The organism is Acidovorax sp. Root275 (genome assembly GCF_001428965.1).
Classification (GTDB): Bacteria; Pseudomonadota; Gammaproteobacteria; order Burkholderiales; family Burkholderiaceae_C; genus Acidovorax; species Acidovorax radicis.
The window spans coordinates 1,463,125-1,479,050 of sequence record NZ_LMJH01000001.1 but is presented as its reverse complement, the minus strand read 5'-3'; the positions used below and the strand labels follow the sequence as shown (position 1 = coordinate 1,479,050).

Here is a 15,926-nt window from a genome sequence, read left to right as displayed (position 1 = left end):
AGCGCCGCAACGCCGCAGACCGCCCGCCAAGACCGCTGCCCGAAGGGTTNGGAGCGAAATCGGGCGATTGGAAGCCCCGGCTGCTTGCATGGGCATGAGCCCATGCGGCGCATTCGAAGCATCCACTCATCCCGATTGCGCTCCAATGCGACCCCTGCGAGATCATGAACACGTTCTTAGCCCAGCTCGCTGAACCGCTGCAGCGGCGTGAGCGCCGGGAAGTCGCCCGCGCGCTTTTGTTTCATCGCCGTGACGGACTCGCGCACATGCTGGTTGCTCCAGATGGCGCCCTGCAGCCAGCCCATCTGGCGCAGGCTGTCTTCCACCGAATGGTCGCGCGCGTAGTTCACGGCCTGTTTGGTGCCCCAGATGGCCACGGGCGGCTTGCTGGCGATCTCTTGTGCGCATTGCAAGGCAGCGGCGAGCATCGCTTCTTGGGTCTCGAACACTTCGTTGACCAGGCCGTAGCCCAGGGCCCTGGCGGCGCTCAGGCGGCGGCCGGTGTAGGCCAGCTCTTTCACCACACCCAGCGGGATCAGCTTGGGCAGGCGCTGCAGCGTGCCCACGTCGGCCACCATGCCGATGTTGATCTCCTGGATGCAGAAGAACGCGTCGGCCGTGGCGTAGCGCACACAGGCGGCGGTGACCATGTCCACCGCACCGCCGATGCAGCCGCCGTGGATGGCCATGATCACGGGGATGCGCAGGCTTTCGATGCGGCTGAAGGTGGCCTGCATGTCGGTCAGCAGGTCAAAGATGGCGGCGCGGCCCTCGGGGCTCTGGTCGTCCATGGTGATGGCACCGCCGAAGGTCTCCAGCGCCATGCCCGCGCTGAAATGTTTGCCGGTGCTGCTGATAACCAGCGCCCGCGCCTCGCCCGATTTGTTCAGCTGGGCCAGCACCTCGTCCAGCTCGCGCCAGAAGGTGGGGTGCATGGTGTTCATGGCCTCGGGGCGGTTCAGCACCAGGTGGGCGACATGGTGGGTGATGCTGAGGGTGAAGCAGGTGGGGGTGGTGTTCATGGACTGTCACTGTAGACCCGCTGGCCCACCCGGGGTCGTCGCCTGGGTGACTTTGGGTATTTTTGGCCGATGGCGCTTGTCTGGTAAGCGCTTCAAGCTATAAAAAAAGGAGTAACTACCGGGGTCGCCGTGACTACGCGGTATTCCGCCGGAGCGGATGTCGCTCAATCGCCGCCGCCCCCACCGCAGCCGCCGCCATCGCCCCCTCCATCTCCGCCGCCGTCGCCACCACCGCCATCCGAACTCTCGGCGCCGCCGAAGTCGCCCGAGCTGCCGCTGTAGCTGCCGTCCGAGAAGCTGGTGCCGCAGTAGCTGTCGCCACCGCTACCACCCGCGTCGCTCTTGCGGGCGATGTCGGAACAGTCGGGCACGTAGGTGAAGCCGCCGGCAATGGCGAACTTGGCATCCAGCGCAAACAGCAGGGGCAGGCGGCTGGGGGCCTTGGGGTCGATGGACTCCTCCTTGCACACCCAGTACCAGCAGCGGCGCAGGCCGTCGTTGTGCCGCGCCTTTTTGCCCAGCGCCTCGGCCGGGGTGTGGTGCAAGAAGAAGCCCAGGGCGTTGTGGCACCAGGCTTTGTAGGCCTGGGTGTGCAGGATGAACTCATGCCACAGTACATCGACCGCCTTGGAGGGCATGGCCACAAACTGCTTGTTGCCGCGCAGGCAGGCCATGAAGAACTGGCGCAGGCCGCGTTCGACCAGCTCGCAATCGCGCGTGCTCAGGTGCGGGTAGGTTTCACGCAGCTTGCGCTGCAGAAAGCGGGGCAGGGGGGCTTCGCGGATGGTGCGCTGGCGCACCGCGCGGGTCCACTGGATCACCAGGGCCGTGACGACGACCGTGGCAAAAAAATACAGGATCCAGGGCCAGCGCAAGCGCCAGGCACCCGCAAAGATCCCGACGATAGCGGCCACCCACACGCCAATCGCCAGCAGCACAACCTTGCTTCCCCACCACAGCAGAATGTTTTCGATGCGTTTCATCGTCCCTCCTTTTGTTGTTATGTGGCGATTTCACGGCGGTCATGTGACTGATTGATGACACTTTGGACGATGTCTTCAGATTGTCACGCGTGGATTGCCAGCGGCACCACCAATAGCTGACGGTCCGGCGATGGGGCCGCGCTGGGGATGCAAGGCAGGGGCGGGAATCTGCGCCCCTGCCGGGTTCAACGCCGCTTGCTGCCGCCGAAGATGCTGCCCAGCACCCCGCGCAGGATTTCCTTGCCGATGGTGGTGCCCATGGTGCGCACCGCCGACTTGGCCATGGTCTGGGCCAGGCCGTCGCGTTTGCCACCACGCGGGCCGGTGGTGCCAAACAGCACGTCGTTGAGCCCGCCCATCAGGCCGCCGCCGCTGTCTTCCGTGTTGGCGGGTGCTCCTTTGCCACTGGCCGGCGCTTGCGCACTGGCTTCGGCCGCGCGGCCCTTGAGCTTTTCGTAGGCCGATTCGCGGTCCACCAGCTTTTCATACACGCCCGCGACCAGCGAGTTGGCCACCAGCACCTGGCGCTGCTGCGGTGTGATGGGGCCGAGCTGGCTGCCGGGTGGCAGTACGAAGACGCGCTCGGTGATGCTCGGACGGCCCTTGGCATCCAGAAAGCTCACCAGCGCCTCGCCCACGGCCAGCTCGGTGATGGCGGTTTCGATATCGAGGCCCGGCTTTTGCCGCATGGTGGTGGCCGTGGCCTTGACGGCCTTCTGGTCGCGCGGGGTGAAGGCCCGCAGCGCATGCTGCACACGGTTGCCCAGCTGGGCCAGCACGCTATCGGGGATATCGAGCGGGTTTTGCGTCACGAAGTAAACCCCGACGCCCTTGGAGCGCACCAGGCGCACCACGAGTTCGATGCGCTCCACCAGCACCTTGGGCGCCTCGTTGAACAACAGGTGGGCCTCGTCGAAGAAGAACACCAGTTTGGGCTGCTCGGGATCGCCAATCTCGGGCAGTTGCTCGAACAGCTCCGACAGCATCCACAGCAAGAACGTGGCGTACAGGCGCGGCGAATTCATGAGCTTGTCGGCCGCCAGGATGTTGACCACGCCATGACCGTCCACCGTCTGCATGAAGTCCTGGATGTTGAGCATGGGCTCGCCGAAGAACTGCGTGCCGCCCTGCTGCTCGATCTGCAGCAGCCCGCGCTGGATGGCGCCCACGCTGGCGGCGCTCACGTTGCCGTACTCGGTGGTGAACTCTTTGGCGTTGTCGCCCACGTACTGCAGCATGGCGCGCAGGTCTTTGAGGTCCAGCAGCAGCATGCCGTTGTCGTCGGCGATCTTGAACACCAGGTTGAGCACACCCAGCTGGGTCTCGTTCAGGTTGAGCATGCGGCCCAGCAGCAGCGGGCCCATGTCGGACACCGTGGCACGCACCGGGTGGCCCTGTTCGCCGAACACATCCCACAGCGTGGTGGGGCAGGCCAGGGGGGCGGGCAGGGGAAGGCCCCGCTCCTTGAGCACGGCAGCCAGCTTGTCGCCGATCTTGCCCGGCTGGCTGGCGCCCGTGAGGTCGCCCTTCACATCGGCCATGAACACCGGCACGCCAATGCGCGAGAAGTTCTCGGCCAGGGTCTGCAGGGTCACGGTCTTGCCGGTGCCGGTGGCGCCGGTGATGAGCCCGTGGCGGTTGGCCAGGCCGGGCAGCAGGTGGCATTCGATGGTGTCGTGCTTGGCAATCAGGAGGGGTTCGGCCATGGCGGAGGTTCCGGGTGGAGTCAAAAGTAAAATCGCGGTCAGTAGATTAAATCAATACAAAAGGACTTCTCGTGGCAGGACACAGCAAATGGGCGAATATCCAGCACCGCAAAGGGCGGCAGGATGAAAAACGCGGCAAGATCTGGACCCGCATCATTCGTGAAATCACTGTGGCTGCCCGCTCGGGCGGCGGCGACCTGTCTGCCAACCCCCGCCTGCGCCTGGCGGTGGACAAGGCCAAGGCGGCCAACATGCCCGCCGACCGCATCAAGTACAACATCGACAAGGCCACGGGCAACGCCGAGGGATTGACCTACGAGGAAATCCGCTACGAGGGCTATGGCATTGGTGGCGCAGCGATCATGATCGACACGATGACCGACAACCGGGTGCGCACCGTGGCCGAAGTACGACACGCGTTCAGCAAACACGGTGGCAACATGGGCACCGAGGGCTCGGTGGTTTTTCAGTTCAAGCACTGCGGCCAACTGATTTTTGCCCCCGGCACCAGCGAAGACAAGGTGATGGAAGTGGCGCTGGAGGCGGGGGCCGAAGACGTGGTGACCGACGACGACGGCGCAGTAGAGGTGCTGACCGCCCCCGCCGACTTTGAAGCCGTGAAGAATGCCCTGGAAGCGGCAGGCCTGACGCCCGAAGTGGCGGGCGTGACCATGCGGCCTGAAAACACCATCGAACTGACGGGCGACGACGCGGCGCGCATGCAGCGGCTGCTGGATGTGCTGGAGGACCTGGACGATACCCAGGAGGTCTACCACAACGCTGCCCTGTGACATTGCGCCTGTGGACCGCCGCTTTTTTCTTGCGCTGACTTGTTTTCCGACTGATATTTCCCCGAACCCCGCCAAGCAGCCCAGCGCCGCGAGCAGGGTTCACCAAAGGTTCCTATGAAAGTACTTGTGATTGGTGGCGGCGGCCGTGAACACGCGATGGCGTGGAAACTGAGCGAGTCCCCCAAGGTGACCAAGGTGTATGTGGCGCCTGGCAATGGCGGCACCGCGCTGAACTCCAAGCTTGAGAACGTGGCCATCACCGACGTGCGCGAACTGCGTGTGTGGGCGCAGGCCGAAAAGATCGCACTGACGGTGGTGGGCCCCGAGGCGCCACTGGCGGCGGGTGTGGTCGATGAGTTCCGTGCCAATGGCCTGCGCATCTTCGGCCCCACCAAGGCTGCTGCCCAGCTCGAAAGCTCCAAGGCCTTTTCCAAGGCCTTCATGCGCCGCCATGGAATCCCCACGGCCGACTACGACACCTTCACCGACCCCGCTGCGGCCCACGCGTTTGTGGACCGGCTGGGCGCGCCCATCGTCATCAAGGCCGACGGCCTGGCGGCGGGCAAGGGCGTGGTTGTGGCCATGACGCTGCAGGAGGCCCATGATGCTGTGGACTTTATGCTGGTGGACAACAAATACGGCGTGACCCACAACGAAGGTGGCGCGCGTGTGGTGATCGAGGAATTCCTTGAAGGCGAGGAAGCTTCCTTCATCGTGCTGTGCGACGGCAAGAACGTGCTGGCCCTGGCCACCAGCCAGGACCACAAGCGCCTCAAAGACGGCGACGAAGGCCCCAACACCGGCGGCATGGGTGCGTATTCGCCCGCTCCCGTGGTCACGGCCGATGTACATGCCCGCGCCATGCGCGAAATCATCCTGCCCACGATCCGTGGCATGGAAAAGGACGGCATCCCTTACACCGGCTTCCTGTACGCCGGCCTGATGATCGACGCCAAGGGCCAGCCCAAGACGCTCGAATTCAACTGCCGCATGGGCGACCCCGAGACGCAACCCATCCTCATGCGCCTGAAAAGCGACTTCAGCGACGTGATGGCTGCTGCCGCTGACGGCAAGCTCGACCAGATGGAACCGCAATGGGACCGCCGCACCGCACTGGGCGTGGTCATGGCCGCCCATGGCTACCCGGAGAACCCGCGCAAGGGTGACCCCATCACCGGCCTGCCAGCCGAGGCGGACGATGCCGTGGTGTTCCATGCGGGCACGCAGCTGAAAGACGGTGTGGTCAGCGTGACCGGTGGCCGCGTGTTGTGCGTGACGGTGCTGGCCGACAGCGTTAAGCAGGCGCAGCAGCGTGCCTATGACGTGGCGCGCGGCATCCAGTTCGATGGTGCGCAGTACCGCCGCGATATCGGCTTCCGTGCCCTGAAAAGCTGATGGCAGATGCACAAAGCCTGAACACCGCCGACACGGTGACCCGTGTGCGCGGCTATCTGCAGGGCCTTCAGGCCCGCATCACCGATGCGCTGGAAGCCGTGGAAGCCGCTGAAGGCGAGGGCAGTGCACGCTTTCTGGCCGACGCCTGGAGCAAGCCTCCCGGGGAGCCACTGCAAGGCGACGGCATCACCAAGATCGTGGAAGGCGGCCGCGTGTTCGAGCGCGCGGGTTGCGGCTTCAGCCATGTACGCGGCCCCCAGCTGCCACCCTCGGCCACGCAGCACCGGCCCGAGCTGGCGGGCGCACCGTTCGAGGCCATGGGCGTGTCGCTGGTGTTCCACCCGCGCAATCCCTACGTGCCGACGGTGCACATGAACGTGCGCGTGATCGCGGCTGGTCACCCTGGGCAAGCGCCGACCTGCTGGTTTGGCGGTGGCATGGACCTCACGCCGTACTACGGCTTTGAGGAAGATGCGGTGCACTTTCACCGCACCTGCCGTGATGCCTTGGCACCCTTTGGTGACGACAAGTACCCGCGCTTCAAGCAGTGGTGTGACGAATACTTCTACCTCAAGCACCGCAGCGAGCAGCGAGGCGTGGGTGGCGTGTTCTATGACGACTTCTCGGAGCTGGGCTTTGAGCAAAGCCTAGCGATGACGCAGTCGGTGGGCGACGCCTTTTTGAAGGCCTACCTGCCTATCGTGGAAAAGCGCCAGGGCACGCCCTACGGCGAGCGCGAGCGGGACTTCCAGCTCTACCGCCGCGGCCGTTATGTGGAGTTCAACCTGGTCTGGGACCGGGGCACGCATTTTGGCCTGCAGTCGGGTGGGCGCACTGAGTCCATTTTGCTGTCCATGCCGCCGCTGGTGGCGTGGTCGTACCAGCGTTCGGATGCGGCCGATTCCGCCGAAGCTGATCTCACGCAGCGCTTTCTGCTGCGGCGCGACTGGCTGGCTGGCGAGGCTGCTGCAGCGGTTTGAAAGCCTTGACAAGCGCAAAAGCTATAATTTCAATAGCTGCCCGCGCTTTTCACACCAGCGCAAGAGGCCAAAAACACCTCAAACTGCCGCAGCGCCCCTGCGCAACACCAGCGCAACACCCAAGGCGCAGCCCTACTGGTTGCGCGCTGCGTTGCACGCTATATTGATTCCATTTCCTCTCTATTCACCGCCTGATGACCACCTCCACCAAATCGGAAACCGCCGCCAAAAAAGACGTCACCAAACTCCAGCGCGCCATCGTCGATGGCCTGGAGGACGTCAAGGCGCAAGACATCCAGGTCTTCAACACCGAGCATCTCTCGCCGCTGTTTGAACGGGTGATCGTGGCATCGGGCACCTCCAACCGCCAGACCAAGGCCTTGGCTGCCAGCGTGCGCGACGCGGTGAAAGAAGCGGGCTTCACCAAGCCGCGCATCGAAGGCGAAGACAACGGCGAATGGATCATCGTGGACTGTGGCGCCGCCGTGGCGCACATCATGCAGCCCGCCATCCGCCAGTACTACCGCCTGGAAGAGCTGTGGGGCGACACGCCAGTGCGCCTGAAGCTGGGCGCCGCCAAGCCGGTTTCCAGCGCCGCCACCGAATTGGCCGAAAAGAAGTCGGCCCAGAAGGCTGCCAAGTCTGACGCCAAGGCTGCCGGCAAGGCGCCCGCCAAAAAGGCAGCCGCACCAGCGGTGCCGGCCCGGTCGGGCAAAGCTACGGTCAAGGCCGTGGCCAAAACAGCTGCCAAGTCCGCTGCCGCACCTGCTAAATCTGCTGCGAAACCTGCAGCCAAGACAACAGCAAAAGCACCTGCCAAAGCCATCACCAAGGCCCCAGCCAAGACCCCCGCAAAAAGCAGCAGTGCCAAGGCCGCACCAGCCAAGGCGCCCGCAAAGCCAACCACTGCCGCCAAGAAGCCCGCAGCCACCAAGGCACCGATCAAGACCGTGGTCGTCAAGCCATCGGCCCCCCGCAGCAAGACCGCTGCTGCCGCCAAGACCGGTGCCAAGCCCGCCGCAACTCGCGGCGGCGCAGCTGCCAAGCCCGCAGCCAAGAGGGCACCGGGCCGCAAGTGATTGCAGCCTCGGCCCATCGACGACCACCTGTACCCGCGCACTGCGCCTGAGTTGCCATGAAGCTGCTGATCGTGGCCGTGGGCCAGCGCGTGCCCGACTGGGCGCAGACTGCATACGACGACTACGCCAAGCGGTTTCCGCCGGAGCTCAAAGTCGAACTCAAAGCCGTCAAGACCGAACCGCGCGGCTCCAAAACGCTAGAGACGCTGTATGCCGCCGAGCGCGAGCGCATTGAAGCCGCCATCCCCCGGGGCACGCGCGTGGTGGCGCTGGACGAGCGCGGCACCAACCTCACCACCAAGGCCCTGGCCGAGCGCCTGAAGGGCTGGCAGCTGGGTGGCGACGATGTGGCCCTGGTTATCGGCGGCCCCGACGGGCTGGACCCGGCCTTTCGCCAGGGGGCGCACGAGCGCATCCGCCTCTCGGACCTGACTTTGCCACACGCCATGGTGCGGGTGCTGCTCATCGAGCAGCTGTACCGCGCCTGGTCGGTGAACGCCGGGCACCCCTACCACCGCGAATGAGGCCTGGATCGGGGTGTGGGTGAAGTACTATATTTTTTATAGCTGCTAGCGCTTGATGGATAAGCGCTAGAGCTGATTTTTATTCAAAATCCGTTCATGCCCGACTTCATCTACCTTGCTTCCCAAAGCCCGCGCCGGCGCCAACTGCTCGAACAACTTGGGGTACGCCACGAACTGCTGCTGCCCAATGTGGGCGGCGACGAGCCCGAAGACGCCGAAGCCATCGAGGTGGTGTTGCCCGGCGAAGCGCCCACGGCGTATGTGGAGCGCGTGACCGCCCTCAAGCTCGACGCTGCCGTGGCCCGGCGTGCCCGCCGTGGTTTGCCCGATGCGCCCATCCTGTGCTCTGACACCACCGTGGCCCTCGGCCGCACCATCTACGGCAAGCCCGACGACGCGCTCCATGCCGCGCGCATGCTGGCCGAGCTGGCGGGCCACGAGCACCGCGTGCTCACCGCGGTGGCGCTGCAGGTGGGCCCCAAGCGCCTGAGCGCGCTGTCCATATCCCGAGTGACCTTTGCAGCCATGACCACCGCGCAGATTGAGGCCTACGTGGCCACGGGTGAGCCACTGGGCAAGGCCGGGGCTTACGGTATCCAGGGCCGGGCTGCTGCATATGTGGAGCACCTGGCTGGCAGCTATTCGGGCATTATGGGGCTGCCGATGTACGAGACGGCACAGCTGCTGCGCGCGGCAGGTTTCGCCATCTAGGCGACAGCAACAACAGACAACAACAACGCCATGCAACAAGACATCCTGATCAACTGGTCGCCCCAGGAAACCCGCGTGGCCGTGGTGGAGCACGGCGCCGTGCAGGAGCTGCACATCGAGCGCACGCTGGAGCGCGGCCTGGTGGGCAATGTCTATCTGGGCAAGGTGTCGCGCGTGCTGCCGGGCATGCAGTCGGCCTTCATCGACATCGGCCTGGAGCGCGCGGCCTTTTTGCATGTGGCCGATGTGTGGCAGCGCCAGCCCGATGGCGAGCCGCCCGCATTTGCCCGCAAGAACGAGCCGCAGGTGCCGATTGAAAAGCAGGTGTTCGAAGGCCAGTCGCTCATGGTGCAGGTCATCAAGGACCCGATTGGCACCAAGGGCGCGCGCCTTTCCACGCAGATCAGCGTGGCCGGGCGCCTGCTGGTGTTTTTGCCGCAGGACGACCATGTGGGCGTGTCGCAGAAGATTCCGCCCGCAGAGCGCGATGCGCTGCGTGCGCGCCTGCAGGCGCTGGTGGGCGACAAATCCACGGGCGGTGGCGGCGGGTTCATCCTGCGCACCAATGGCGAAGACTCTACCGACGAAGAACTGGCCGAAGACATCGCCTACCTGCGCAAGACCTGGGCGCGCATCAAGGAGGCATCGCTCAAGCTGCCGGCCATGTCGCTGCTGCACCAGGACCTGGACCTGCTGCAGCGCGTGCTGCGCGACCTGGTGGGCGACCACACGCAGACCATCCGGCTCGACTCGATGGAGCAGTTCCAGCGGCTGCGGGCGTTTGGCGTGGAGTTCATGCCCGCCGCCGCCGGCAAGCTGCAGCACTACAAGGGCGAACGCCCGATTTTTGACCTGTACTCCATTGACGAAGAAGTGGCCAAGGCCCTGGGGCGCCGCGTCGACCTGAAGTCGGGCGGTTACCTCATCGTGGACCAGACCGAGGCGCTCACCACCATCGACGTGAACACCGGCGGCTATGTGGGCGCCCGCAATTTCGACGACACCATCTTCAAGACCAACCTCGAAGCCGCGCAGGCCATTGCGCGCCAGCTGCGCCTGCGGAACCTGGGAGGCATCATCATCGTGGACTTCATTGACATGGTGCGCGACGACCACCAGCAGGCCGTGCTGGCGGAGTTCAAAAAACAGCTCGCCCGCGACCGCGTGAAGACCATGGCGGGTGGCTTCTCGCAGCTGGGGCTGGTGGAAATGACGCGCAAGCGCACCCGCGAATCCCTGGCCCACATGCTGTGCGAACCCTGCGAGGCCTGCCAGGGCAAGGGCAGCGTCAAGACCGCGCGCAGCGTGTGCTACGACGTGCTGCGCGAGATCCTGCGCGAAGCGCGCCAGTTCAACCCGCGCGAATTCCGGGTGGTGGCGTCGGCACGGGTGGTGGAGCTGTTTCTGGACGAAGAGAGCCAGCACCTCGCGGGGCTGTCCGACTTCATAGGCAAGCCGATCTCGCTGCAGGCCGAGAGTGCAATGGGGCAGGAGCAGTACGACATCGTGCTGCTCTAGCGCCCCGGCGCCCCTCGCGGCCGGGGCGCAGCATCAGCTCTCGATCTGCATCGCAGGGCGTGCCTGCACCCGCGCCAGCCAGTCCTTCACGTGCGGGTGCGCATTCACCGGCGCGCCCAGGTACACGCTGTAGCCCAGCACCGACCCCACCACCAGGTCCACCAGCGAGTAGTCGGCCCCCAGCATCCAGGGCTGCGCGGCCAGACGCGCGTCCAGCACCGCCAGCAAATCGTTCAGGCCCGCTGTGGCCGCCTGTGCATGCACGGCGCTGCGCAGGGAATCCTCGCCCTGCGTGGCCACGTGCAGGCGCACCAGCACCGCGCCGTAGGTCACGTACGACCAGGCACACCACGACAGGGCCTGCAGCGCCTCGGGCGTGCCCGCTGCGGGCCACAGCCCGCGTTCGATGCCAAAGCGATGGCCCAGCCACAGGTGAATGGCCAGGGTCTCGAACATGGGGGCACCGTCCACGGTCAAGGTGGGGACCTTGCCGTTGGGGTTGAGGGCCAGGTACTCCGGGCGGTGCTGTTCGCCGGTGCGGATGTCGACCTTCACGCGTTCGTGGGGCACACCCAGTTCGACAAGGGCGCAGGCGATAGGGCTGGCGCTGGACATGGGGTGCCAGTAGAGGACGATGGACATAAAAAGCTCCTTGGGGTTGTGGAAGAAAAGGTGGTGCCACTGTAAGAACCATTGCGGACAATTTTGGCCCTCAATGCGCAGTACAGTCACGCCATGCTCACGTCATCCACCCGCCTGTTGCGGCTGCTTTCCTTGTTGCAGACGCGCAACCACTGGATGGGGCCGGAACTGGCCGAGCGCCTGGAGGTGCATCCGCGCACCCTGCGGCGGGACATCGACCGCCTGCGCCAGCTGGGCTACCCCGTGCATGCCAGCAGCGGTGTGGCGGGTGGATATGCCTTCCGGGCCGGGCAGGCGCTGCCGCCCTTGCTGCTGGACGACGGCGAGGCCCTGGCCGTGTCGATTGCGCTGCGCACCGCCACAGCGGGTGCGGTGGGCGGCATTGAAGAACCGGCGCTGCGGGCGCTGGTCAAGCTGGAGCAGGCCATGCCCGCACGGCTGCGGCAGCAGGTGGACGCACTGCGCTCCACCATCCTGCCCATGGACCGTGTCGGGCCGGTGGTGGATGCCTCGCTGCTGGCCACACTCGCATCGGCCTGCCGAGACCAGCTGCGCCTGGCGTTCACCTACGGCGACAGCCGGGGCCGCAGCGCTGAACGCAGCGTGGAACCCCAGGGCCTGGCCCATACCGGCCACCGCTGGTACCTGGTGGCGTGGGACCGGGTGCGGGAGGACTGGCGCACCTTCCGCATCGACCGCATCGTAGGGGTGCCCATGGTGGGCGCCCATTTCGCGCCCCGGGTGTCACCAGACGGTGGGGATTTGAAGGCGTATGTTTCGCGCTCGCTGGCGGTGGCCCCTTATGCGGAGCAGGCGCGCATTGTGTTGCATGCGCCGTTGTCAGAAGCGGTGCACCGCATTCCCCCGTCGGTCGGTGTCCTCAAAGCCTTGGATGCCGAGCGCTGTGTGCTGGAATGCGGAGCCCATTCGCTCGATACGCTGGTGTATTGGCTGGTGGTGTTGGACCTGGATTTTGAGGTGCTGGCCCCACAGGCGTTGAAGGACCGGCTGAAGGCGATTGGCGAGCGGGCCCTGCGCTGTGCACCCTGAGAGAAAACAGGGCTTTCGGGCCTACGGCACAAACCGATAGCCGATTCCCGCCTCGGTCACCAAGTGCCGGGGCATGGACGCGTTGTCTTCCACCTTCTTGCGCAAGTTGGCCAGGTGCACGCGCACATAGTGCGTGTCCTCCGCGTGGCCCGGCCCCCACACGGCCTTGAGCAGTTGCTGGTGGGTGATCACGCGGTCGGGCTGGGACGCCAGGTGTGTGAGCAGCTTGTATTCGATGGGCGTGAGGTGCAGGGCCTCGCTGCCATGCCCTTCCGTGTGGCGCTCCACGGTGCGGCGGGCCAGGTCCACGGTGATGTTGCCGAACTGGATCACGGGTTGCGCCTCGGCGCTGGAGGACCGCTGGCTGCGCCGCAGCTGCGCGCGCACGCGGGCCATCAGTTCGCCCGAGCCAAAGGGTTTGACCAGGTAGTCGTCGGCCCCAGCATCCAGCGCCGCGATCTTGCTGGCCTCCGCGCTGCGGGCCGAGAGCACGATGATGGGCATGGCCGACCAGGTGCGCAGGTCGCGGATCAAATCGACGCCATCTCCATCGGGCAGGCCCAGGTCCAGCACCACCAGGTCGGGGCGGCGGGTGCCGGCCTCGATCAGGCCGCGCTGCAGGGTGGCGGCCTCGTGCACGGTGTGGCCTTCGGTCTCCAGCGTCAGTCGCACAAAGCGGCGGATATCGGCTTCGTCTTCGACGATGAGGATATGCGTGGGCAGGTCGGTCATGGCATGGCATGGATGCAAGGGTGTCAGGCGTCGGCATCATCGCCCAGGTCGGTGGGCGGTGTGCCGCGTGGTAGCAGCAGCGTAAAGCGCGCCCCGGCGGCCTGGCCTTGGGCGTTCAGGATCGTATCGCCCCGGATGCTGCCACCATGCGCCTGCACGATGGCGCGGCAAATCGCCAGCCCCAGGCCGACGCCGGGCGTCGCGCTCTCGCGGGCGCCGCGCTCGAACTTTTCAAACAGCAGCTCCTCGCGGCCTTTGGGCAGGCCCGGACCTTCGTCGGTGAGGGTCAGTGCCACCGCGTCGCTTTGGGGCTGCGCGCTGATGTGGATGGTGGTGTCTGCGGGCGTGTACTTGGCGGCGTTTTCCAGCAGGTTGACCAGCACGCGCTCCATCAGCACGGCATCAATCTGCAGCAGTGGCAGGTCGTCGGGCAGAGTCACTTCGACCCGGTGCGCAGCGATGGCGGGGGCACTGGCGGCCAGGGCACTGCCCACCACTTCTTCCAGCGGCTGCCAGGCTTTGTTGAGCTGCACGGCCCCGGCCTCCAGTCGGGCCATGTCCAGCAGGTTGTTGACCAGTGCGCTCATGCGCTGGGCGGATTGCTGGATGGCGCCGGTCAGCTCTTGTTGATGGGCGGGCAGGGGCGGCTGCACCATGGCCAGTGATTCCGCCAGGCCGACCAGTGAGGCCAGCGGGGTGCGCAGGTCGTGCGAGATGGCCGACAGCAGCGAGTTGCGCAGCCGCTCGGACTCGATCTGTACCGTGCTCTTTTGCGCCACGTCGATGTAGTGGATGCGTTCGAGCGAAATGGCGAGCAGCGAGGCGCAGGTCTGCAGCAGGCGGCGCGGTTCTACGCCCGGCACCTGGCCTTGCGGCATCGCCACCACCAGCACGCCACGGATGCGCATCGGCGCCTTGAGCGGCAGCACCAGCGTGGGGCTGGAGTGCAAGGTGTCCGTGCCCCGGCCTGCGGGCTCGCCGCGCTCAAATGCCCATTGCGCCACGGCCATGTCCACGGGGGCGTTGCCTCCGGGCAGAACCTGCAGGCGGTTGTCATCGTCGGCCACCACCAGCGTGCTGCCTGCGCTGAATTCCCCCGTGATAAAGCGTGCGCCAATCTCGGCCACCTGTTCGGGCAGCAGGGCGGCAGACAGGTCCCGTGCCATGTCGTACAGGCTGCGCACGCGGTGTTCGCGGTCGGTGGCGGCCTCGGCCTGCACCTTGAGCCCGGCGGTGAGCTGGCCCACCACCAGGGCCACCACCAGCATCACGGCGAAGGTGACGACGTACTGGGCGTCGCTCACCGCAAAGTTGAAGCGGGGTGGCACAAAGAAAAAGTCAAAGAACCCCACGCCCAGAAACGCGGCCATGATGGCCGGGCCGCGCCCGAATCTGAGAGCCACCCCCACCACCACCAGCAAAAACAGCATGACGATGTTGGTCAGCTCCAGCACATTGGCCAGCGGGGTGGCCACGACGGCGGCAATGCAGCAGGCCAGGGCTGCGGCGATGTAGCCGGGCCAGAAGGGCGGGCGCGTGGCGGACGGGGTGGTGCTAGCGATGGGCTTGGCGTTGTCTGCCGGGGTTGTGCTGCCTGTTCGGCCCACCAGCGTGCCGACCTGCAGCAGGTCGAGGTCGCTCGCCAGTTGGCCGACCTGCTCCGCCAGTGTGGCTTGCCACGGCCAGCGGCGCGTGCTGCGGCCCATCACCACGCGCACCAGGTTGTGCTCGCGCGCATAGCGCACCAGGGCCTGGGCGGGCTGGGCAGCAGGCAGCACGGCGCAGGCGGCGGCGCCCAGCTGCTGGGCGATTTTCAGCGTGCGCTCCACCTGCGGATGCAGGGTGGCCGACTGGCCTTGCTGCTCGGGCGTTTCCACATGCACGGCGTGCCATGGCAGGTCGAGCTGGGCGGCCAGGCGGGCGCAGCTGCGCACCACTTTTTCGGCGTTGTCGCCGGTGCCCACGCAGGCCAGCAGGGCCTCGCGGTTGGGCCACACGGCTTCGGCAGTGGTGGTGCTGGCGCGGCGGTAGGCGCGCATTTCATCGTCCACCCGGTCGGCAGTGCGGCGCAGGGCCAGCTCGCGCAGGGCCAGCAGGTTGCCTTTGCGAAAGAAATTGGCGGCGGCGCGTTCGGCCTGCTGGGGCAGGTAGACCTTGCCAGCTTTGAGGCGCGCCAGCAGCTCGTCGGGCGGCAGGTCGACCACCACCACTTCATCGGCTGCGTCAAAGAACTGGTCGGGCACCGTCTCCCACACGCGGATGCCGGTGATGCCGCTCACGATGTCGTTCAGGCTCTCCAGGTGCTGCACGTTCATGGTGGACCACACGTCGATGCCTGCAGCCAGCAGCTCTTCAGCGTCTTGCCAGCGCTTGGGGTGACGCGATCCGGCCACGTTGCTGTGGGCCAGTTCGTCCAGCAGCACCAGGCCATCGGGGTGCGCGGCGCCCCAGGCCAGGGCGGCGTCCAGGTCAAACTCGGGCAGGGTGCGGTCTTTGTAGGGCAGGGCGCGCAGCGGCAGGCGGGGCAGGTGCGCTGTCAGCGCCTCGGTGTCGGCGCGGCCGTGGGTCTCGACCACGCCAATGGTGACGGGCAGGCCCTGCGCCTGCGCCGCCCGCGCGGCGGACAGCATGGCAAAGGTCTTGCCCACCCCCGCGCAGGCGCCAAAAAACACCTTGAGCCGCCCACGCTGCTGCTGGGCCTGCTCTTGCTGGATGCGCTGCAGCAGCGCGTCGGGGTCGGGGCGATCCTGCATGGGCACAGTGTATCCACCAAATATGAGTCAAATCGGCATC

14 protein-coding genes are annotated in these 15,926 nt (G+C 66.0%); 8 read left to right on the top strand and 6 right to left on the bottom strand.

The genetic code is table 11. The features are described 5' to 3' along the window. Positions 1-176: 176 nt before the first annotated feature. The 3 genes from ASE52_RS06635 to ASE52_RS06625 form a co-directional block, all read right to left on the bottom strand. Positions 177-1,022: an enoyl-CoA hydratase-related protein gene (locus tag ASE52_RS06635; RefSeq protein WP_057224673.1), complete on the bottom strand. Its 846-nt coding sequence runs from the start codon at positions 1,020-1,022 to the stop codon at positions 177-179. A gap of 164 nt (positions 1,023-1,186) precedes the next feature. Next, positions 1,187-2,005, bottom strand: coding sequence for a hypothetical protein (locus tag ASE52_RS26000; RefSeq protein ID WP_010458741.1), 819 nt, complete (start codon positions 2,003-2,005; stop codon positions 1,187-1,189). 185 nt (positions 2,006-2,190) lie between these two features. Continuing rightward, complete coding sequence (locus ASE52_RS06625) at positions 2,191-3,711, bottom strand: helicase HerA-like C-terminal domain-containing protein (protein ID WP_057224671.1); 1,521 nt, start codon at positions 3,709-3,711, stop codon at positions 2,191-2,193. Positions 3,712-3,782: 71 nt separating this feature from the next. Between ASE52_RS06625 and ASE52_RS06620 the strand changes: the two genes are divergently transcribed. The 7 genes from ASE52_RS06620 (at position 3,783) to rng (ending at position 10,709) form a co-directional block, all read left to right on the top strand. Beyond that, on the top strand, positions 3,783-4,502 hold the full coding sequence (locus ASE52_RS06620; RefSeq protein ID WP_010458745.1) for a YebC/PmpR family DNA-binding transcriptional regulator: 720 nt from the start codon (positions 3,783-3,785) through the stop codon (positions 4,500-4,502). 114 nt (positions 4,503-4,616) lie between these two features. After that, positions 4,617-5,897, top strand: coding sequence for a phosphoribosylamine--glycine ligase (gene purD, locus ASE52_RS06615; RefSeq protein ID WP_057224669.1), 1,281 nt, complete (start codon positions 4,617-4,619; stop codon positions 5,895-5,897). Continuing rightward, a complete protein-coding gene (gene hemF / locus ASE52_RS06610) occupies positions 5,897-6,877 on the top strand; it encodes an oxygen-dependent coproporphyrinogen oxidase (RefSeq protein WP_057224667.1) in 981 nt (326 codons plus the stop codon). Before purD ends, hemF begins: the two co-directional genes overlap by 1 nt. Before the next feature lie 194 nt (positions 6,878-7,071). Beyond that, complete coding sequence (rsfS, locus tag ASE52_RS06605) at positions 7,072-7,956, top strand: ribosome silencing factor (RefSeq protein WP_057224665.1); 885 nt, start codon at positions 7,072-7,074, stop codon at positions 7,954-7,956. Between the two features lie 56 nt (positions 7,957-8,012). Further along, the gene (gene rlmH, locus ASE52_RS06600; RefSeq protein ID WP_010458753.1) at positions 8,013-8,480 is read left to right on the top strand and encodes a 23S rRNA (pseudouridine(1915)-N(3))-methyltransferase RlmH; all 468 of its coding nucleotides are present in this window, start codon (positions 8,013-8,015) and stop codon (positions 8,478-8,480) included. Between the two features lie 96 nt (positions 8,481-8,576). Further along, positions 8,577-9,191 carry a Maf family protein gene (locus tag ASE52_RS06595; protein WP_057224663.1) on the top strand — a complete coding sequence of 205 codons (615 nt, stop codon included), beginning with the start codon at positions 8,577-8,579 and terminating at the stop codon, positions 9,189-9,191. A gap of 30 nt (positions 9,192-9,221) precedes the next feature. Beyond that, positions 9,222-10,709 carry a ribonuclease G gene (rng, locus tag ASE52_RS06590; protein WP_010458757.1) on the top strand — a complete coding sequence of 496 codons (1,488 nt, stop codon included), beginning with the start codon at positions 9,222-9,224 and terminating at the stop codon, positions 10,707-10,709. 33 nt (positions 10,710-10,742) lie between these two features. Here rng and ASE52_RS06585 read toward each other — a convergent pair whose 3' ends face one another. Next, positions 10,743-11,351, bottom strand: coding sequence for a glutathione S-transferase family protein (locus tag ASE52_RS06585; RefSeq protein ID WP_057224661.1), 609 nt, complete (start codon positions 11,349-11,351; stop codon positions 10,743-10,745). Between the two features lie 93 nt (positions 11,352-11,444). Here ASE52_RS06585 and ASE52_RS06580 point away from each other — a divergent pair, with 93 nt between their 5' ends. Next, on the top strand, positions 11,445-12,401 hold the full coding sequence (locus ASE52_RS06580; RefSeq protein ID WP_057224659.1) for a YafY family protein: 957 nt from the start codon (positions 11,445-11,447) through the stop codon (positions 12,399-12,401). Positions 12,402-12,422: 21 nt separating this feature from the next. On the opposite strand, the gene ASE52_RS06575 is transcribed toward ASE52_RS06580, so the two are convergent. Then, positions 12,423-13,133 (bottom strand): response regulator, encoded by a 711-nt coding sequence (locus ASE52_RS06575; RefSeq protein ID WP_057224657.1) that lies wholly within the window; start codon positions 13,131-13,133, stop codon positions 12,423-12,425. 23 nt (positions 13,134-13,156) lie between these two features. Further along, complete coding sequence (locus ASE52_RS06570; protein WP_057224653.1) at positions 13,157-15,886, bottom strand: DUF4118 domain-containing protein; 2,730 nt, start codon at positions 15,884-15,886, stop codon at positions 13,157-13,159. Positions 15,887-15,926: the final 40 nt, after the last annotated feature.